The sequence below is a fragment of the Nitrosospira sp. Nsp1 genome (genome assembly GCF_900100985.1).
Taxonomy (GTDB): domain Bacteria; phylum Pseudomonadota; class Gammaproteobacteria; order Burkholderiales; family Nitrosomonadaceae; genus Nitrosospira.
In genome coordinates, this window is the sequence record NZ_FMUF01000010.1 from 16,894 (window position 1) to 35,785 (window position 18,892).

Sequence of the window (18,892 nt, forward strand, 5' to 3'; positions counted from 1 at the left end):
CTTCAGCTCGTCTTGAGCTTAACCGAAAAATTCGCAATCCCGATCTTGAAGAGCAATTTAGCCGCTGCATCAAGTGTCTTGAATTGGCGGGTTTCACGCCTTCCTGTTTCCAGGGGATTGCCGTCAATCACGACCATATAGCCGTCGGACATAACTGCGTAATGTACCTGCACCTGTTTTACCGCGTTAACATCAAGAAGAAGTTTTACTTCACGCTCTATCATGCTTTATCTCCGGTGGGTAACGCAGCAGCAACAGGAGCATTTGCAACCCAAGTCTCAAACAAATCTTTCTGCTCGATCATCATGAGCAAGTCCCCTGGTTTCACCTGTAAAAATCTGCAAAGCTTTTCCAGCACCGCGCGATCAAAGCTGTTTACGCGGTCATAGTAGTATCTGTCCAGCGTGGCTCGGGCAATACCCGTTGCGCGGCAAACATCGGCGACTTTAAGCCGCTTGGCTCCAAGGATGGCGGATAGTCTGCAGGTGATCATTTCAGAGGCATTATTAATCGAGGTCGATCAAATAATATCACTAAATGACCAAACAGTGCTCGCTTGGCCAAGAAGTAAACCCAGGGTGCTTATACATGGAAGCATCTTGATTTCTCACGGGTGGTTGCGTATCGATTATCGGTGCTATTACACTTTGCAAAATACCGCACTAGTTCATGCCCGACCACAAGTTCATACTCTCGCATCCGACGCCCTTCATAGATAGCGGTGATTCTTCGCGTTCTCATTTGAATAGTCCATTTGGCCTATTGCATATCCTGGGTCTGGAAGCCTATGTTGAGTAAGTGGGAAATATAAATAACCTCCAATACTCACAATTTTGAACCCACTGAAAATCTTCCTGTTCCTGATTCCTGTTCTGACTGGTTGCGCTTCGACAGCAGGCGATCATGAACCTGTCAGAACCGAAGACGGTTCAAGCGTTTATTCCCTTACAAGCTTATATGATGGCAATCCAGAATCAAGGCAGCAGGCTGCCGAATGGCTGGATATCGATGCCAGGAATCTGTGCCTGTCGGAATATACGCTCATCTCTGAAGAATCGGTTCCCACCTTCAACCAGATTGGGGCGGTAATATCCTCGCGCCTCGTGTGGGAAATAAAATGCCAGGGTACGGGCGAGGAGCCGCCACCTTAGGCCCCTCCCGTGCGGTAGCGCACTGAATAGGCGGGGGAACATGACGTATCGTTGGCACACAGCAATATTGCTGGAGAGATCAAGGAGCAAGTCATGAACTATCGTTCAACATCAGAAAAGGCGTCGCCGCATTCTCGACCTTTGGCTGGGCTGGCATTAAGCATCGCCGGGTTGATGCTGGCCTTTTCCGCACCGAATTTAGTTCATGCCCAGCAGGGGCCAATGGATAGCCCCGTGCCTGGGCAATCTTTGGGTGATCAATACAAGCGAGGGGAAACGCCCACAGGGCAGGAATACGGCATTATCAAAAAGGGTGAGCCCCATAAAAGCGACGCTGCAACAAAAAAAGGGGATCGCAGAGGAAGCAAGGACGACATGAAAAACGAGGCCAAGCCCGGCGCGGACTCAACCAATGATGGAGATAAAAGGGAGTATTAAGAAGGCGCTGCCCTCTGACGCCTGTTCCGCCCCTTTTAATTCATGGCCGTTATAAACCTGAGGTTTAAGGTCAGAATAGGAGATATAAAAATGATCAAAGCTATTTCCGTTTCCATTATTGCCTGTTTCATGGCTGTTTCCAGCTTTGGCGTTGCGGCGGACGAGAAAGTGCCGGTCTCGGACAAGGATCGTGAGATGCGCGAACAGGTGCCGGCCAAGCTGGATGGTGACCAGGATAAGAGACAACAAAAAATGGATGATAAATACCGCGACAAAGCTGGCCCCGCCTTGAAAAAAGATCGTGAAATCAGGCGCGCGGAAGTACCCACCAGCTCCAGGCATGGACAAGGGCTGGGCTGAAATACAAATGCAGTCTATGAAAATTGCTCCTGGCATATCGCTTCATGCGGGTGCAATCGGTGTCGTCTGGTTTTCTCTTTCGAAAGTAAAATCCGGGATGCCGGTTATCACCCAATTCGGATAACGTGGGTAACCGCGCACATCACCTGGCGCTTGCTGAGCTAAGCGCCGCTTAATTTTCTTAGCGCCTTCCAAAAATCTTTCGGAACCTTTCTGAAGAATATGACATCGGCAGTTATGCAACCAGGATTGCGCCGCGACCGGGGGCTTGCTGCATAACATCTTGCAAAAAGCCCTCAGCGGACGGACAAGGGCGGAGCAGGATGGGGATGAGCAAGGATAAAAATATGCAATAATAATTGTCTGTTTCCCCCGGTCTTGGGTCTGTAGACATCAATGTTTAGCAAGCATCAAGGAAGCAGGCACAAAACACTTCAAGCATCGTCAATACTGGCTCTTTCCAGTTTTGTCGTATTTGCTCTCTTCTTATGGCAAGGGCATAAGGGCTTCAGCCTGTGGGATGAAGGTTATCTTTGGTACGGCGCTCAGCGCGTAATGCTGGGCGAGGTGCCCCTCCGGGATTTCATGTCCTACGATCCGGGTCGTTATTACTGGTCTGCCGTTCTCATGGGCTTGTGGGGCGACAACGGCATTATGGCTTTGCGTGGCGCGGTGGCGTTTTTTCAAGTGATTGGATTATTCGCCGGCCTGCTTCTGATCGCTCGAAGTACCAAAAACCAGAGCTTCGCCTACCTGTTGCTTGCAGCAGTCACGCTGGCGCTATGGATGTTTCCGCGCCATAAGCTGTTCGATATTTCACTGTCCATTCTGCTGATCGGTGCATTGGTCTTCCTGGTTCGCAATCCAACAAGCATGCGTTATTTTTTGGCTGGCATGTGTATAGGGCTGGTAGCTGTCTTTGGCCGCAATCACGGTGTATATGGCGTTTTTGGCAGTCTCGGCGTCATGGCCTGGCTAACAATCGAACGAGTGGATCAGCCCGGGTTTATCAGGGGGTTTATGCTCTGGGCTGCTGGCGTAATCGTCGGTTTTTCCCCTGTGCTTCTCATGGCGCTGCTAGTGCCTGGTTTCGCCATGGCCTTTTGGGAAAGCATCCGCTTCCTGTTCGAAGTCAAGGCCACTAATCTTCCTTTGCCGGTTCCCTGGCCCTGGATGGTGCCATTCGGCTCAGCATCTGTCGGTGAAGCAATTCGTGGAGTACTGGTCGGTCTGTTTTTTATCGGGACAATCGCGTTTGGTATCCTTGCAATTGCGTGGGTGGTCTGGCAAAAATTCCGTCAAAAACCGGTTGCGCCAGTGCTGGTTGCAACCGCATTTCTGGCGTTGCCTTACGCACATTATGCTTATTCCCGCGCTGATGTCGGTCATCTTGCGCAAGGTATTTTTCCATTATTGATGGGCTGTCTGGCGTTACTGGCTGCACAGCCCGCCAGGATCAAGTGGCCTTCGGTATTCCTGCTGGGTGGAGCAAGCCTGTGGGTGATGCTTGTCCTTCATCCAGGCTGGCAATGTGGCGCCAGCAAGCACTGCGTGAATATCGAAGTTTCCGGCAGCGAGCTGAACGTCGCTCCAGACACAGCGAGCGATATCCACCTGCTTCGAAAACTGGCCGACGAATATGCGCCACATGGCCGGAGCTTTGTTGCTGTCCCTTTCTGGCCGGGAGCCTATCCATTGCTGGCAAGCAAATCTCCTATGTGGGAGATCTATGCCCTGTTTCCGCGAAATGAAGTTTTCCAGCAGCTGGAGATTGAACGCATCCGGGCCGCTAATCCCGGTTTTATTTTGATATACGATCTGCCGCTCGATGGGCGAGAGGAATTGCGTTTCCGTAATACACATCCGCTAATCCATCAGTACATCCTGGATAACTTCGAGCTAGTGCCCGGTTCGCCTAATCCTGCCTACCAGATATACAAATTGGCGTAATCAAACAAGGAGGCGAAAGCTGCTGATGCAACCCCTCGCAGAGCTGTCGGAGCCCATGCAGCGACCCCTCAACAGCCTGTGCGAATGCGTACATATAAATCAGGATAACCGCTTATTTCGATAAACGTCAGCATTTCCCGATGCTCCACCCGCTAGAATGTCCAAGCTGGGCTACGCGCTTTTTATTTGCCAGCGCTGGTTGAACTGCGCGCCTACAGGATAAGCCCGGTTCAGGCTGTGGCGGTTAGCGCTGCTTGACTCTTCTTTTTGCTCGCGCGTAAGCTGCATCAGCTCGTGCATTTTTTCTACCGTAGTGCTCCACGAGGTTTCCGACACCATTTCTTTCATCTTGACGATATCCTGGTTATGTTCTTCCGGGGTTGTCAGTAATGCAGTTTCGCATGCCTTGATAAAAGCGCGCGAGGAGTGCGCAATAGACACCACATTTCCATAAAGATCTACAATATCAACGACAGGCGTACTTACGATGGGCAACTCGGCCGCCATGTATTCGAGCGTATTCGTGGGATTGATAAAGTGGCTCGATTCGGTTATTGCGAATGGCAGCAAACACACGTTCCAGCCAGCCAGAAATTGTGGTAACGCCTTATAAGGCTGTTGTCCCAGATAATGAATATTATGCCGCCGCGGTAATGTGGCCGGATCTATTTTTACCACCGGTCCAGCAAGGACGATCTGCCATTGCGGATGCGCATCGGCGATGCGGCCGATGAGTTCTGTATCAATTCGCTCATCAATCACACCATAATAGCCAAGTCTCGGTCCCGGAATATCTTCATGTGCGGGGTGCACGTGGGTGCGATCGAGAGCCTGTTTGAAATGTACCAAATCAACGCTGTTAGGAAAGTAATGAACATTTGCATGACGCCCCTGCTTTGCCCGATGAAGACTGGGGCCTGCGGTGAAAACAAGATCGGCTACTTTCAGTAATGCATTTTCCCGTTGAAGCATCTGTTTTGGGGGATTTTTGAAAGCGGCGAGTTCATCCATGCAGTCATAGACTACGAGAGAAGGGTTTAGCTCCTGCAGTAGCGGTAATGCCATTGGCGTGTAAAACCAGGCTAGATGTTCTTCGTCGATGCCGACAAATTGACGCATCAGTTTGATTAAATGCGGCAATTGCTCATCATGAAAACCAGATGCCGTGACCGGCGTATGAGGTTTGAGTACAATTATGTTTGGTCCGGGAATGGATGTTTCAAGGAAGCTGTCATGTTCATGGAAAACCGGTTCTTCAATAAAAACGATCTTGTAATTTTCCGCTAATCCTGACAGAAGATGTTGGGGCCGTTGATACGCAGAATCCCAGCGAAGGTGGGAAAAAACAATAATGGTCGTCATTTACGGCTCCTTGAGTGAACGGGGCTTGAGTTGCCCTGCGCCATTGATGTGGTCCAGACTTGCATAGCCTGATTAGCCAATAGAATGCGATGTTTCACTATCAGGTCGCGTTCATTGAATACACTGCATAAGCTTCGCGGTTGAGACGCCGATCAAGATTCGATTCAGCTGGTGTCCGATATCGGCATCGCTCTTATGTATACCGGCTGTGCGTACTCAACAGTGCAATGATCAAGGTTTTTAGAGAGCGCTACTGTGCGATAACGTACATTCGCCCTTTCGATGTGGCGGCATTTATAGAGCCACAGCAAAGCCCATGCTCTTGAGCGCGGATACGGCCGTGTTTATGTATATTGTTTGAGCGGAGACCATGTAGAGCAGCGGAATGGTAGAAGCGCTAACTGTGGGGTGATGATGCATGTGGGAGCCTGAAAACCAGGTGGTGTTTGATTAATTGATTGATACTAAGGCGTGAGAACAACCTTGCGGCAATCGTCCTCTTTCCTGTCGAAAATCTTGTAGGCAGCGGCCGCTTGGGCAAGGGGCATGCGATGACTGATAATGACATCAGGGTGCAATTTCCCCGATTCGATATGATCTAACAGTTCAGGCAGGAAACGCTGTACGTGAGTCTGGCCCATCTTGAGTATCAAGCCTTTCTCAAAAGCGTCGCCAAACAGAAATCCATGTATGAAGCCGGTATAAACCCCAGGCACGCTGACCGTACCCCCACGGCGTACGGCTGCAATACATTGGCGTAGTGCGACTCCACTGCTGCCTTCAAGCTTGAGATTGGTCATTACGGTTTCGAGCGTGCTGCCTTTCGCTTCAAAACCTATTGCATCGATAGCGGCATCGACACCCCTGAATGAGGTATTCTCGATAATGACTTCAGCAGGGTCGACTTCATCAAAATCGATGGGAAAAATGCCATATGTTTCACGGGCGAATTCGAGCCGGTACGGGTGATGGTCGACCATGAAAATTTTGTCCGCACCCAACATGCGAGCGCAGGCGGCTGCCATCAAACCGACAGGGCCGGCGCCAAAGATAGCAACACTTGATCCCGGGCCGATATCGGCGTTAAGTACGGCTTGATAACCGGTCGGCAGAATATCGCTCAAGAATAGGACTTGTTCGTCGGCCAGCGTTTGGGGAACTTTGATCGGGCCGACGTTGGCCTTTGGTACGCGCACATATTCCGCCTGACCGCCGGGTACACCTCCATACAGATGAGTATAACCAAAGAGCGCCGCACCTGAGCGCACGTTCTTCTTGTTCATGATTGCGCTGCGATCCGGATTGGTTGTCTCGCATGCTGAAAATAACTGTTTCTCGCAGAAGAAACATTCGCCACAGGCGATGACAAACGGCACAACTACCCGATCACCTTTCTGTAGCGCCGCCACCTCGGATCCGGCATCGACAACCACCCCCATAAATTCGTGGCCCAGGATGTCGCCATCCTTGAGCTCAGGTATTTTTCCTCGATACAGATGTAAATCCGAGCCGCAGATTGCGGTCGCCGTAATTTTGAGAACGACATCGTCCGGTTCCTGAAGTATCGGATCAGGTACGGTATCCACCCGAACGTCATAACTTCCGTGATAGGTAAGCGCATGCATCCGAATTCTCCTTCATAACGTTTTCCGGGAAAAAAACGGGTGACCAGTTAATAAACGCTGGCAGGCGGCCTATTTGATCACGGGAGTACCGGGCGGGATCCTTGAAGCTTCCTCCGGACTTATCCTGCCGTCCCGATCTATATCGGCGGCTTCTCTATTCGCCCGATTCAATTTGTCCTTCACTGGATCAGTGCCCGTAATTATCCTTGAGTCAGATTGACTCCCTGACACGGGTGGATATGGAGGGGGGCTACTCTGACCCGGAACTGGCTGTCCGATAATATTGTTGTTTTGTCCGGGCGGTTGCCCAACGATGGAACCCCCTGGTCCCGGTGTAACCTGAGCATAAGCAAACCCCGGCGCCAGGAAAAACGCACTGGCGAGTACCAGGGGCCGAGCCACAAATATTGAATAGCGTTTCATGATTGCTCCTGATGTTGAGCTAAATAACAATAAGACGTTACTCCCGGGCTTTCTCGTTTTCGGTGCGGCATCGCACTTAGGGGACGCATATGAACGTTGGGGGCAGCAGGAAGAAATGATCCTCAGGAAAAGAGAAATAGAAACAGGCTTCCGGGATATTGCAAGCACATCAATGAGTTGACGGCTGCATCCAATAGAAGTTTGTTCGCTGCCGCTACGATGCATCCATCTGAATTCAAACCGGGCGGGCGACCATTCCAATCGGTTAGGGTCGAGAATCCAGCTGTCATTGCTGCCCTGTATCTCCCGTATTCTTCGCTGATAATGGCATGGTGAGGATCTCGCTCATGAGTTACCTGGCGAAGGGCGCTTTCGATTTCATGATCCGCCGCGGTTACCGGACTCTTGTCAGCCTTGCATATAATGAATGTCCAGAGGAGCGCGAAAATACCAAAGCGCGATTGGACGCGCGATATCAGCCAGAAGTTGAGCGAACGCTAACGCCTGTCTGCTTTGTAAATTTTTCGGGTTTCTCGTCATAGAGCTTCTTTCCCAATCTGAAGGCGCGCTTTTGCAGTTTCGCGCGACGAGGCTCTATGAGCGCGTCCAATCTCTTTATCACATCGCCATCAATCGAGGCGTAGGCGCTGCGTGCGGTTTCCTGCGCCAGCATGGCGAGCTCGTGATCGTCCCCTAGATAGTCAGCAAGCCGGTCAGCTCGTTTCAGGATTTTTACCACCTTGCCTCCTTCCCGGTCTCTTTTTGAAGAATGAAGCCCATCCATCGCGTTAAGCAGATACTTGACTTGCTTTCGCCATTCATGAAGCGCTTCTGTAGTGGGAACGGTTTTCGCTTCATCATACGCTTTGCGACCCTTTCCATAGATACGCTGCAATCCTGGGCCGATGGTCGAGGAATCGATAGACGAGAAATTCCCTTGTTTTGCCAGGTCGAGGCTGCCCTCAAGTAAACGTATACAGTTTTCCAGATCGGCTGATTTGCCCCGGGGATGGAGGTGGCGTCGCGCCTTGGCCAGGTTGCCCCGTAATATTTTTTGGAGCGGAGCAAGCTCAACCCCTTGCAATTCATCGATATATCGATCATGGAGAGCGTCGAAGGCTTCGATCAACGATCTGGCATCACGCAACGGCGATAGAAAACGTCCTGCATCCCGCAGGTTGGCGTTTTCCGCCTGGTAAGTTGCTTTGCTCATTCCGTCCTGCAACAGCCGAAGATCGGCCCGTGCCTTTTTTAACGCTTTCCGTGCGTCGTGAATGGCTTCGTCCGAGATCGGTTGAGGTGCTTGCAGGCGCTCCAGCGCTTCGCCTATTGATGTGCGCAGCAGTTTGTCGGCCGGATGACCCGCTGTCTCGGAGAGGACGGACCGATTTGCGGATTTCATTGTTTCTGCTCGCGCTTGTAGCGCCGCTCGGCGTTGATTAACGTTTCTTCTGCCACTTTCGGGCCCCCACGTTTAATGGGCTTGTATTCACGCCCCTGCATACGGTTATACGATATGAAAAAATGCTCTATTTCAGTTATCAAGGCGCTGGGCAAGTCATCAATGTGCTCGAACAGGGGGAGATTTGCCGGGGTGACCGGCACGGCGAGAAGCCGATCATTGCGTATCGTTTTCTTTTTTTCCGTCTGCTCACCGGATATCGTGCCGATCAGTTTGCCTGTCAGGAGGCATCCCGGAAAGCTTGGGGCGTCGCCGATCACAAGCACGTCGAGCGCGTCGCCATCTTCTGCACTTGTCATTGGAATAGAGCCAAAATCAAAAGGGAAAATGGCGCCAACCGGGAGAATCCGGCTCAAGCGGAAGCACCGCGTTTTCTCGTCATACTTGAATTTGTTGCGGCTGCCTTTCGGCGTGTCGACGATGATGTTGACAAGGCCTGGCTCAGCTCTCGGCTCCAGGGTAATCAAAGAGTCATTCATGTGATGCTCCTTTCCTGTTTCGGGTTTTCAACGCTGAATCGATAAGGACAAAGCAACATCACATCCGTTATGGCAATAGCGCCGATGTTGCGGCGAAGCAAGAATAAATGGCAGTTGCGCACACAAAGATTTCGACCGGATTAGCTGAGAAGCCAAAGAGCTCGAACCAATCAACCATTCAGATTAGCGGAAGGATTGCCGGCGCGCTTGCCTGAACCTTTTGCAGTGTTTGATGTCTTTGATGTCCACCCTCGAATAATAGGGCTTTGGCAAAAATCGCTCAGTACGATAACGCACATCCCGCATGCTTATCTTTAGGCGCGACAATTATTATCCAACCCGTCACGGGTCCTATCTCGTTTACCTGGCAGACATTCCTCTTACCAGCCGGTGGATAATGTGGTCGATAGGCTTATACAGCTTGCTGGCTCCCGTTAAGTATGGCTGCAAATAAATATGAAACGTTTGGCGGTTGATGCCAGCATGGGAAAAATCGATTTTCTCCAGGTCGACTTCGAACAGTTATTCCTGAAAAACAATTCTCATGAAGGGCAGGGGTGCGGTAAGTGAGTGTTCATCCCGAGTAAGCGGCTTAGCGGCGCCAAAACCGCTACCGCTACTTTGGCTGTAAGACCGTGCCCCGCCGTGCGCGAAAAGGCTACCCCGCCTCTCTCCATATCTGCGGCAACCCGCACCAAGACTGAACAATTCCTTGACTAAATGCCCATTTAGTTTTAAATTGCCGTATCCTTTCTCCCCGTAATATCCATTCTTTTCAGCAGTTATCTTAAAAGGTCACACATCTATGACTTTAGGTCTTATCGACTTGCCGTGGTGGGGGTATATCGCGGTCATCCTGGGTCTTACCCATATTACGATTGCCGGTATCACGATATACCTGCACCGCCATCAGGCGCACCGTTCGCTTGAGTTGCATCCGCTGCCCAGCCATTTCTTTCGCTTCTGGTTGTGGCTTACCACCGGCATGGTGACCAAGGAGTGGACGGCAATACACCGCAAGCATCACGCCAAGTGCGAGACCGCGGCCGACCCCCACAGTCCGCAAGTGCTCGGCATCAGTAAAGTGCTGAGAGAAGGATCCGAGCTCTATCGGAAAGAAGCAAAGAATCTGGAAACGCTGGAAAGATATGGCCATGGTACGCCGGACGACTGGCTGGAGCGCAATGTCTACTCCAAGCATAGCGCCAAGGGTATTGCACTGATGCTGATCATCAATCTTATTCTATTCGGTCCCATCGGGCTGACGATCTGGGCGATACAGATGGCATGGGCTCCCATCATGGCTGCTGGCATCATCAATGGTGTGGGGCACTACTGGGGTTATCGCACCTTCCAGGCGGAAGATGCCAGCCGCAATATCGTACCTTGGGGGATTCTCATTGGCGGAGAGGAGTTGCATAATAATCATCACGCCTATGCCACTTCTGCGCGTTTATCCAACAAGTGGTATGAGTTCGACATCGGCTGGATGTATATATGCATTCTGAAATCGATGGGGCTGGCTCAGGTGAAGAAGGTCGCACCCAAATTGCGCTTGGATACCGCCAAGACAACTTGCGATATTGACACGCTGCAAGCTGTTATTTCTCATCGTTACGAAGTGCTGGCAAAATATGCTCAGTTCCTCAAGCATACGTTGGCAAAGGAAATTGATCATCTGAAGGACGGGACTGCGAACCTCGGCGTAGATCGTTCTACCCTTAAACGTTGGGTTCTTGCCGACTCCAAGACCCTGCAGGAAGACGAACGGGTAAAGCTGAACCTGGTGCTGAGCAAGACCAGCACGCTTGACAAGGTATATAAAATGCGTGAGGAGCTTATGGCAGTGTGGCAGCGCTCGACCTCCTCCAAGGATGAGTTGGTCAAGCAGCTGGAGGATTGGTGCCACCGCGCCGAAGAAAGCGGTATTGAAGTGCTGGAAAATTTCTCTCGCAGGCTACGCTGCTACGCCGCCTAAGCCAAATGTGACAAGCGCTGCAAGCATATAGCAAAAACAAAAAACCCGCTGCTGGCGGGTTTTTTGTTTTAGTGCGTTTTTAATATATCCTGGAAGATTTACGGCACAACCTTCGCGATAATATAATATTACTTAAGTTTGGTTTCCTTGTATTTGACGTGCTTGCGTACGACCGGGTCGAATTTTGAAATTTCGATTTTCTCCGGCTTGGTGCGCTTATTCTTGGTGGTGGTGTAGAAATGACCGGTTCCGGCCGAAGATTCGAGCTTTATTTTTTCTCTCATGATAATGTCCTTATATTCCCAAGCCTGAATGCCGTTTCCCGACTTTTAAATGTTGTCCCCGCGTGCGCGCATTCTAGCCAGCACCGCGTCAATGCCATTCTTGTCTATTGTACGGAGCGCTACATTAGACAGGCGCAGGCTGATCCAGCGATGCTCGCTCTCAACCCAGAACCGGCGGCGCTGCAAATTGGGCAAAAAGCGCCGTTTGGTCTTGTTGTTCGCATGGGAAACGTGGTGGCCGGTCATAGGCTTCTTTCCGGTAACTTCACATACTTGTGCCATGGTGATCCACTCCCAAAATCGGAAAAACCGATATTATATCCCGATTTCATGAATTTCCTCAAATTATCCTAAATCCGGCAGTTGGACGGGGTGGAGTGAGCAGTTTTTGAGGTACAGAGCAAGGCGCAACGACGCGGAATGGTCATTCCATTCCAAGGAGTTGCAACGCAGCGCTGTGCCGCAAAAACTGTTCAATCCACTCCGTAGCGAACTCACCAAAAAGGTGAAGCTCATGGGGTACGAAAAATTCTTTTCCAACTATAGTGTTTAGTTTACAAATGAGTGGTCAACTGCCGGATTTAGGATCATATCAATCCACGCTCAGCAAACGACATGGCCGTGCCTGCGCCAACGATAAAATGATCGAGGACCTTCACGTCTATCAAAGCAAGGGCCTGTTTTAGAGATTGAGTCAGGATTTCGTCAGCCTGGCTCGGCTCTGCAACACCGGAAGGATGATTGTGGGCGAAGATAATGGCGGCTGAGTTATGATACAGCGCCCGTTTTACCACCTCGCGCGGGTATACGCTGGTTTGGGTGAGGGTCCCCTTGAACAACTCTTCGGTCGCAATGGTGCGATTCTGAGCATCGAGAAAAATAGCCACGAAGACCTCGTGCTTTTTACCCTGAAGACTGAGGCGCAAATAATCGCGTACTGATTTTGGCGAGCTCATGGCATCGCCGCTCTTCAGTTTTTCTTCCAGCGCACGTCGCGCCATTTCCATCACTGCCTGTAATTGAGAATACTTGGCCGGGCCCATTCCTCTTACCTGGCAAAAAGCATTTTGATCCGCGGCAAACAGCCCTGTCAGCCCGTTGAAGCACTGGAGCAGTTCTCGCGCCAGATCCACTGCGCTTTTTCCGGCCATACCCGTGCGCAGGAATATCGCCAGGAGTTCCGCATCGGAAAGATGTGTGGGTCCATTTTTCAGAAGTTTTTCGCGTGGACGCTCGGATTCAGGCCAGTCGGAAATTGCCATGGTAGTGGTGCCAAATAAAAGTGCGAAGGTCAGGTAAGAAATCCAAAATCATCGTAGCGGTGAGAGCCGTCCTCTGCAATGAGATGCTGTTTTTAGGTTAAACTGCCTTCCTGCTAAAAATGATCCTGTGATTATGACTGACACGGCCTTACAAAGAACCAGACACCTGCTTTTGGGGTTGACCGGCGGGGTGGCCGCATACAAGGCTGCGGAGCTGGCGCGTCTCCTGATACATGACGGCGTGGACGTGCAGGCGGTAATGACCCAATCTGCCTGCCATTTCGTCGGTACGGCAACGTTGCAGGCATTAACCGGTAAGCCGGTGTTTACTGAACTGTGGGACGCGAGCATTGCCAACAGCATGGCTCATATTGATCTTTCGCGCAACGTGGATGCGATACTCGTCGCGCCTGCCAGCGCCGATTTTATCGCCAAACTCGCCAATGGTCTTGCTGATGACCTGTTATCGACATTGTGCCTTGCGCGCGATTGCCCCTTGCTGATTGCGCCGGCCATGAACCGGCAAATGTGGGAAAATCCTGCAACGCAACGGAACCTGGCTACGCTGCGGCAGGATAATGTAACAATACTCGGCCCCGCCAGTGGTGCCCAGGCATGTGGGGAGACCGGCTTGGGTCGTATGCTTGAAGCGCGCGAACTCGCTGAAACACTGCATTCTTTTTTCCAGCCCAGGCTGTTGCAAGGCAAGCGCGTGCTCATCACTGCCGGGCCTACATACGAGGCTATTGATGCGGTCAGGGGAATCACCAATCTAAGTTCCGGGAAAATGGGCTATGCAATCGCGCGCGCAGCACTTGAAGCCGGGGCGGAGGTCATTCTCATTTCCGGTCCTGTTTGCCTTGATGCACCTCCGGCCGCAAAGGTCACCCGGATAACGAGTGCGCAAGACATGCTTGGGGCCGTGGAAAATGAAATTTCAGATATCGACATTTTTATAAGTGTCGCGGCAGTAGCCGACTATCGCGCCAAAAGCACCAGTAAGCAGAAGACAAAGAAAACCAGCAATAACATCACGCTCGAACTGATACCCAATCCTGATATTCTTGAATATGCAGCAGGGCTTGCCGATCCGCCTTTCTGTGTAGGTTTTGCCGCCGAGACAGAAAATCTTGAGGAGAATGCCGAAATCAAGCGACGCAAGAAAAAGCTGCCGCTTCTCGCCGCAAACCTGGTCCAGGAAGCGATTGGCTCTGAGGATTGTACATTGACTCTATTTGACGACGCAGGCAGGCATCATTTACCGCGAGCGCAGAAAATGGAGCAGGCACGGCGCTTGATCAAACATATTTCATTGCTGCAGGAAAAACAAAAATCGTGAAAAAGATCCCGAGATTGCCATGCTGAAGATAGACATCAAGATTCTCGACTTACGTCTGAAGCACCAATTGCCGGCCTATGCTACTCCCGGCTCCGCTGGGCTTGATCTGCGGGCCTGCACGGAACATGTGATGACGATCGCACCTGGCGAGGCCCACCTCATCCCCACCGGCATCGCTATTCATCTTGCGGATCCAGGACTTGCCGCCATGGTGCTTCCCCGTTCGGGGCTAGGCCACAAGCATGGCATAGTGATGGGGAACCTGGTTGGGCTGATCGATTCCGATTACCAGGGTCAGGTATTCGTTTCATGCTGGAACCGTGGACAGGTGCCTTTTCTATTGAATCCGCTGGAGCGGATCGCGCAACTGGTCGTGGTGCCGGTGGTACAAGTCGATTTCAATGTGGTAGATGATTTTACGCAAAGTCATCGGGGAACAAACGGGTTTGGCAGTACCGGCAAACATTAAACCTACCAGCAGTTGACTCCTCATTTTTCAGCTTGGTGCCATGCTTAACAAACAATTTTTGCTCCACCCGACTTTCACTTTCCTGGCGAGTTCGCTGCACCCTAAAAACCGCAAACTCGACCCTATCCAATTGCCGGGTTCAGGTTGGCGCATTCTTGCGATTTTCTTTGTTTTTCTTCTATCGGCACCGGTCAGCGCGGAAATGCCGGTACGCCAGCTCAAGATTTCCGGTCATACTCTTCGCGTCGAAGTCGCGCACACTCAAATCACCCGTTCACAAGGGTTGATGTCCCGGCAATCGATGGATGGCAATGATGGAATGTTGTTTGTATTCCCCGAGGCCGGGCGCCACAGCATGTGGATGATGAACACGGATATTCCGCTGAGCGTCGCTTTTCTGGATGTAAAGGGGGTAATACTCAACATCGAGGACATGACGCCCCGCACGGCAACGGCGCACGGTTCCGCTGGTGCCGCGAAATATGCTATCGAAACGAATCTTGGCTGGTTTTCGACGAGGAATATAAAGGCAGGTGAGCGGGTCATGGGCCTCGATAAAATGCCGGTAGCCGAATAAATCGATCTCGGTTGCCGGACTCTACGCCTGCACCTGACTTGCTTTTAACGCATGCCTGGAAGCATTCCTTTCATGCTTCTAAGCATTTTTGTCATCCCCCCTTTGCTCATCATTTTCATCATCTTCTGCGCTTGCTCGAATTGAGACAGCAAGCGGTTCACTTCCTGTACGGTAACGCCCGCTCCCGCTGCGATCCGGCGTTTGCGTGATGCTTTCAAAATTTCAGGCTTGACCCGTTCCTGGGGTGTCATGGCATTAATGATGCCTTCGGTGCGGCCCATGGTTTTATCGTCAATTTTTACGTTTTGGGCGGCCTGACTCAATTGTGCAGGCAGTTTATCCATGACGGCACCCATGCCACCCATATTTCTCATTTGCTGAAATTGCATCTTGAAATCGTTCAGATCGAAGCTTTTGCCCGATTTCATTTTTTTAGCGAGTTTTTCGGCCTCGTGCTGATCTACGCCGCGCTGGGCTTCCTCGATCAATCCCAGCACATCGCCCATGCCGAGAATGCGTGAAGCCATGCGATCAGGGTGGAATGCCTCCAACCCCGTTAATTTTTCGCCTACGCCGGCAAATTTGATTGGTTTTCCAGTAACGTGAAGCACCGACAGTGCCGCGCCTCCGCGCGCATCGCCATCGAGTTTCGTAAGGATCACGCCGGTCAGCGGCAACGCCTCGGCAAATGCCCTGGCTGTGTTGACCGCGTCCTGGCCCTGCATTGCATCCACTACAAACAACGTTTCGATAGGATTCAGCAGCGTTTCCAATCCGCGAATTTCTTCCATCATCGCTTCGTCGATGGCTAACCGCCCGGCGGTATCCACAATCATTACATCGTGGAAGTGCCTGCGGGCAAAATCCAGTGCGGCAGCAGCGATTTCTTTCGGCTGTTGTCCCGCTTGAACCGGGAAGAACGCCGCGCCCGTCTGCCGGGCCAGCAGCTCCAATTGATGGATGGCGGCGGGGCGGTACGTGTCACACGAAACAAGCAATACTTTTTTCTTTTTTTGCTCCATCAACCACTTTGCCAATTTGCCGCTACTGGTGGTCTTGCCTGCGCCTTGAAGTCCGGCCATGAGGATGACCGCCGGCGGCACGGTAGATAGATTGATATCGGCGGTTTCGCCTCCCATGAGAGCGATCAATTCCTGATGCACCACCCCCACCAGCGCCTGCCCTGGCGAAAGACTGCCTACTACCTCCTTGCCGACCGCCTTTTCCTTGACGCGTGCAATGAACTCCTTGATCACCGGCAAGGCTACGTCGGCCTCCAGCAATGCCATGCGCGCTTCACGCAACGCTTCCTGTATATTGGTTTCGGTCAGTCGCGCTTCACCCCGCAGGGTCTTGATGACTCCGGAAAGCCGGCTGGTAAGATTGTCGAACATGCAAAATGCCTCTCAAGAAAATTTGGTGTAGACTAACTGGCAGTCCCAATTTAATCCGCTATATAAATGTCAGGTATTCTAGCCTATCTCGTCGCCTCCCTGCTGTATGGACTGATCGGTTGGCACTTCTGGCGCACCCGGTGGAATGCGCCCGCAAAATCCAGAGGCGGCGATATCATAGCGCCGGGATGGGAGCGCTATGCCATTCTCGCACCACTGGTGCTGCACGGCTATACGCTTTATGAATCCGTGTTTGCAGGCATCGGGTTGAGCTTCGGGGTGGGCAGCGCAGTTTCCGCCATCGTTTGGCTTACCGCCATGATCTACTGGGTATCCGGCTTTTTCAACCGCCTTGAAGGATTGCAAACCCTGATCGCGCCGGTGGCTGCGGTGGCAGTACTGCTCCCGCTGGTTTTTCCTTCCCTGCGCCCTTTGGCCAATACTGAACTACCCGCTTTCAAGGCGCACATTTCCATCGCAATGCTGGCATACAGCCTTCTTACCATTGCCGCGCTCCATGCGTTGTTGATGGCAGTGGTGGAGCGTCGCCTGCACCAACCGGCAATGCCTTCAGTGCTGACGAATCTACCCCCGCTTCTTACGATGGAAACGTTGCTGTTCCGCGTCATCTGGGTAGGATTCATACTGCTCACGCTGACCCTCATCAGCGGTGTCGTATTTTCAGAGGAGATATTCAGCCAGCCAATCAAATTCACCCACAAGAATCTGTTTGGTTTTATTTCCTGGGGGGTGTTCGCGGCCCTGCTGGCGGGCAGGCAGTTTTATGGCTGGCGCGGGCGCATCGCGATTCGCTGGACGCTGGCGGGATTCATTATTCTGCTGCTGGCCTATCTCGGCAGCAAATTCGTACTGGAAGTGATATTGCAGCGCTAACGGTACTTATATGCAGAAAGCGTATGCCGTTGGCGGTAAACGTGCCGATCCGGAAGTCGGCAAAAGCCGCCCGAAGTTGTGGCTGGCTGCTTTCTTCCGCATCTGAATTTTATCAACTTGCATAAAGGCGTTTCTCTTGGAAGACATGCCGTTGTATGTGCTACTGATAGCACTGGCTGTTCTATTGATTTTATCTGCATTTTTTTCCCTTTCCGAAACCAGCATGATGGCGATCAACCGTTACCGGTTGAAGCATCTCGCGAAACAGGGACATCGGGGCGCGCGCCTCACCACCCAGTTACTATTGAATACCGACAGGTTGCTGGGGGTAATCCTGCTTGGCAACAACCTGCTGAATGCCGCTGCTGCGACTGTGGTGGCCGTGATTGTTTCCGCTTCCTTTGGTCAGAGCGATCTGGCTCTGCTTCTGGGAACGGTAGGCGTCACTTTTGCCATCCTGGTATTCAGCGAGATTACGCCCAAGGTCATCGCGGCTGCTCACCCGGAGCGTATCGCGCTGGCTTCGAGCTACGTGCTGACGCCGTTGCTGAAGCTATTTTATCCTGTAGTCTGGTTCGTCAATCTGTTCGTGCAGACGCTATTGACTATCCTGCGCATAAAACCCAGGGCGGATAACGCGACACAGAAACTCAGCCTGGAAGAGCTCAAAACCCTGGTGCTGGAAGCGGGACACTTCATCCGAAAGAAGCACCAGAGCGTGTTGCTTAACCTGTTCGATCTCGAAACCGTAACCGTGGACGATGTCATGGTGCCTCGCGGCCAGATCGAGGCGATAGACCTCGACGCGGACGATGAGACCATTCACGATCAGTTACTCACCTGTTATCACACCCGTTTGCCGGTATACAGGGGCACGCTGGATAACGTTGCCGGTATCATTCACGTGCGCAAGGTGCTGAATCAGATGAGAAGTGACGAAATCTCCGCCGCAACACTCGAAAAAATCATGCGTGAGCCTTACTTCATCCCATCCGGCACACCCCTGTTTTCGCAACTGCAACTATTCCAGGAAAACCGGGAACGGGTTGGCCTCATTGTGGACGAGTACGGCGAATGGATGGGGTTGGTGACGTTGGAAGACATCATCGAAGAAATCATTGGCGAATTTACTACACACTCACCTTCGCAAGTAGGTGCATTCCTGAAACAGGAAGATGGCAGTGTAATAGTGGAAGGAAGCAGCCTGCTGCGTGATCTCAACCGCAAGCTTGGGCTCACGCTGCCGCTGGGAGGGCCGAAAACACTCAACGGCCTCATTCTGGAACACTTCCAGGATATTCCCGAAGCAGGTACCAGTCTTAAAATCGCCGGTTATCCGATGGAAATCATCCAGACTCAGGATCGAGTGGTCAAGGTAGTGCGGATATTCCTCACTGTAGCGCCAATTGAGCGGGAATCGCCAGATCTTTATACAGGATAGTATT

General features: G+C 51.8%; 21 protein-coding genes. 11 read left to right on the forward strand and 10 right to left on the reverse strand.

Annotated elements, in window-relative coordinates:
- Positions 1-2: 2 nt before the first annotated feature.
- Together BLP78_RS07935 and BLP78_RS07940 are read right to left on the reverse strand one after the other, a co-directional pair.
- Positions 3-224, reverse strand: a complete 222-nt coding sequence (locus tag BLP78_RS07935; RefSeq protein ID WP_090458225.1) for a hypothetical protein — start codon at positions 222-224, stop codon at positions 3-5.
- Positions 221-493 (reverse strand): helix-turn-helix domain-containing protein, encoded by a 273-nt coding sequence (locus tag BLP78_RS07940; protein WP_090458227.1) that lies wholly within the window; start codon positions 491-493, stop codon positions 221-223. Before BLP78_RS07940 ends, BLP78_RS07935 begins: the two co-directional genes overlap by 4 nt.
- A gap of 340 nt (positions 494-833) precedes the next feature.
- On the opposite strand from BLP78_RS07940, the gene BLP78_RS07945 reads away from it, so the two are divergent.
- The 4 genes from BLP78_RS07945 to BLP78_RS07965 all read left to right on the forward strand — a co-directional run bounded on the left by BLP78_RS07945 (position 834) and on the right by BLP78_RS07965 (position 3,899).
- A complete protein-coding gene (locus tag BLP78_RS07945) occupies positions 834-1,151 on the forward strand; it encodes a hypothetical protein (protein ID WP_090458229.1) in 318 nt (105 codons plus the stop codon).
- Between the two features lie 93 nt (positions 1,152-1,244).
- Positions 1,245-1,589, forward strand: coding sequence for a hypothetical protein (locus tag BLP78_RS07950; RefSeq protein ID WP_090458230.1), 345 nt, complete (start codon positions 1,245-1,247; stop codon positions 1,587-1,589).
- Between the two features lie 90 nt (positions 1,590-1,679).
- A complete protein-coding gene (locus BLP78_RS07955) occupies positions 1,680-1,949 on the forward strand; it encodes a hypothetical protein (protein ID WP_090458232.1) in 270 nt (89 codons plus the stop codon).
- A 396-nt stretch (positions 1,950-2,345) separates the two neighbouring features.
- Positions 2,346-3,899 carry a hypothetical protein gene (locus tag BLP78_RS07965; RefSeq protein ID WP_090458235.1) on the forward strand — a complete coding sequence of 518 codons (1,554 nt, stop codon included), beginning with the start codon at positions 2,346-2,348 and terminating at the stop codon, positions 3,897-3,899.
- 171 nt (positions 3,900-4,070) lie between these two features.
- Here the strand turns inward: BLP78_RS07965 and BLP78_RS07970 are convergent, their stop codons facing one another.
- Positions 4,071-5,261, reverse strand: a complete 1,191-nt coding sequence (locus BLP78_RS07970; RefSeq protein WP_090458237.1) for a glycosyltransferase — start codon at positions 5,259-5,261, stop codon at positions 4,071-4,073.
- A 464-nt stretch (positions 5,262-5,725) separates the two neighbouring features.
- Entirely contained in the window at positions 5,726-6,886 is a 1,161-nt protein-coding gene (locus BLP78_RS07975) for a zinc-dependent alcohol dehydrogenase (protein WP_090458239.1), read from the reverse strand.
- Between the two features lie 421 nt (positions 6,887-7,307).
- On the opposite strand from BLP78_RS07975, the gene BLP78_RS07985 reads away from it, so the two are divergent.
- Positions 7,308-7,490 (forward strand): hypothetical protein, encoded by a 183-nt coding sequence (locus BLP78_RS07985; protein ID WP_090458243.1) that lies wholly within the window; start codon positions 7,308-7,310, stop codon positions 7,488-7,490.
- Positions 7,491-7,784: 294 nt separating this feature from the next.
- Here BLP78_RS07985 and BLP78_RS07990 read toward each other — a convergent pair whose 3' ends face one another.
- Both BLP78_RS07990 and BLP78_RS07995 read right to left on the reverse strand, forming a co-directional pair.
- Positions 7,785-8,711 carry a CHAD domain-containing protein gene (locus tag BLP78_RS07990; RefSeq protein ID WP_090458245.1) on the reverse strand — a complete coding sequence of 309 codons (927 nt, stop codon included), beginning with the start codon at positions 8,709-8,711 and terminating at the stop codon, positions 7,785-7,787.
- Complete coding sequence (locus tag BLP78_RS07995; protein WP_090458246.1) at positions 8,708-9,250, reverse strand: inorganic diphosphatase; 543 nt, start codon at positions 9,248-9,250, stop codon at positions 8,708-8,710. The genes BLP78_RS07990 and BLP78_RS07995 overlap by 4 nt, the downstream gene beginning before the upstream one ends.
- An 805-nt stretch (positions 9,251-10,055) precedes the next feature.
- Between BLP78_RS07995 and BLP78_RS08000 the strand changes: the two genes are divergently transcribed.
- Entirely contained in the window at positions 10,056-11,228 is a 1,173-nt protein-coding gene (locus BLP78_RS08000) for a DesA family fatty acid desaturase (protein WP_090458247.1), read from the forward strand.
- 128 nt (positions 11,229-11,356) lie between these two features.
- On the opposite strand, the gene rpmG is transcribed toward BLP78_RS08000, so the two are convergent.
- The 3 genes from rpmG to radC all read right to left on the reverse strand — a co-directional run bounded on the left by rpmG (position 11,357) and on the right by radC (position 12,774).
- Positions 11,357-11,512, reverse strand: a complete 156-nt coding sequence (rpmG, locus tag BLP78_RS08005) for a 50S ribosomal protein L33 (RefSeq protein WP_025041122.1) — start codon at positions 11,510-11,512, stop codon at positions 11,357-11,359.
- 45 nt (positions 11,513-11,557) lie between these two features.
- A complete protein-coding gene (gene rpmB / locus BLP78_RS08010; RefSeq protein ID WP_090458249.1) occupies positions 11,558-11,794 on the reverse strand; it encodes a 50S ribosomal protein L28 in 237 nt (78 codons plus the stop codon).
- 305 nt (positions 11,795-12,099) lie between these two features.
- Positions 12,100-12,774, reverse strand: a complete 675-nt coding sequence (gene radC / locus BLP78_RS08015; RefSeq protein ID WP_090458251.1) for a RadC family protein — start codon at positions 12,772-12,774, stop codon at positions 12,100-12,102.
- Between the two features lie 133 nt (positions 12,775-12,907).
- Here radC and coaBC point away from each other — a divergent pair, with 133 nt between their 5' ends.
- The 3 genes from coaBC to BLP78_RS08030 are packed head-to-tail and all read left to right on the forward strand — an operon-like array spanning position 12,908 to position 15,159.
- Entirely contained in the window at positions 12,908-14,113 is a 1,206-nt protein-coding gene (coaBC, locus tag BLP78_RS08020) for a bifunctional phosphopantothenoylcysteine decarboxylase/phosphopantothenate--cysteine ligase CoaBC (RefSeq protein ID WP_090458252.1), read from the forward strand.
- 19 nt (positions 14,114-14,132) lie between these two features.
- On the forward strand, positions 14,133-14,582 hold the full coding sequence (gene dut / locus BLP78_RS08025) for a dUTP diphosphatase (RefSeq protein ID WP_090458254.1): 450 nt from the start codon (positions 14,133-14,135) through the stop codon (positions 14,580-14,582).
- Positions 14,583-14,622: 40 nt separating this feature from the next.
- Positions 14,623-15,159 carry a DUF192 domain-containing protein gene (locus BLP78_RS08030; RefSeq protein WP_256330171.1) on the forward strand — a complete coding sequence of 179 codons (537 nt, stop codon included), beginning with the start codon at positions 14,623-14,625 and terminating at the stop codon, positions 15,157-15,159.
- 44 nt (positions 15,160-15,203) lie between these two features.
- Here the strand turns inward: BLP78_RS08030 and ffh are convergent, their stop codons facing one another.
- Complete coding sequence (ffh, locus tag BLP78_RS08035) at positions 15,204-16,553, reverse strand: signal recognition particle protein (protein ID WP_090458255.1); 1,350 nt, start codon at positions 16,551-16,553, stop codon at positions 15,204-15,206.
- 66 nt (positions 16,554-16,619) lie between these two features.
- Here ffh and BLP78_RS08040 point away from each other — a divergent pair, with 66 nt between their 5' ends.
- Both BLP78_RS08040 and BLP78_RS08045 read left to right on the forward strand, forming a co-directional pair.
- Positions 16,620-17,447: a cytochrome C assembly family protein gene (locus BLP78_RS08040; RefSeq protein ID WP_090458257.1), complete on the forward strand. Its 828-nt coding sequence runs from the start codon at positions 16,620-16,622 to the stop codon at positions 17,445-17,447.
- A gap of 145 nt (positions 17,448-17,592) precedes the next feature.
- Entirely contained in the window at positions 17,593-18,888 is a 1,296-nt protein-coding gene (locus BLP78_RS08045) for an HlyC/CorC family transporter (RefSeq protein WP_176752822.1), read from the forward strand.
- The last annotated feature ends 4 nt before the right edge of the window (positions 18,889-18,892 follow it).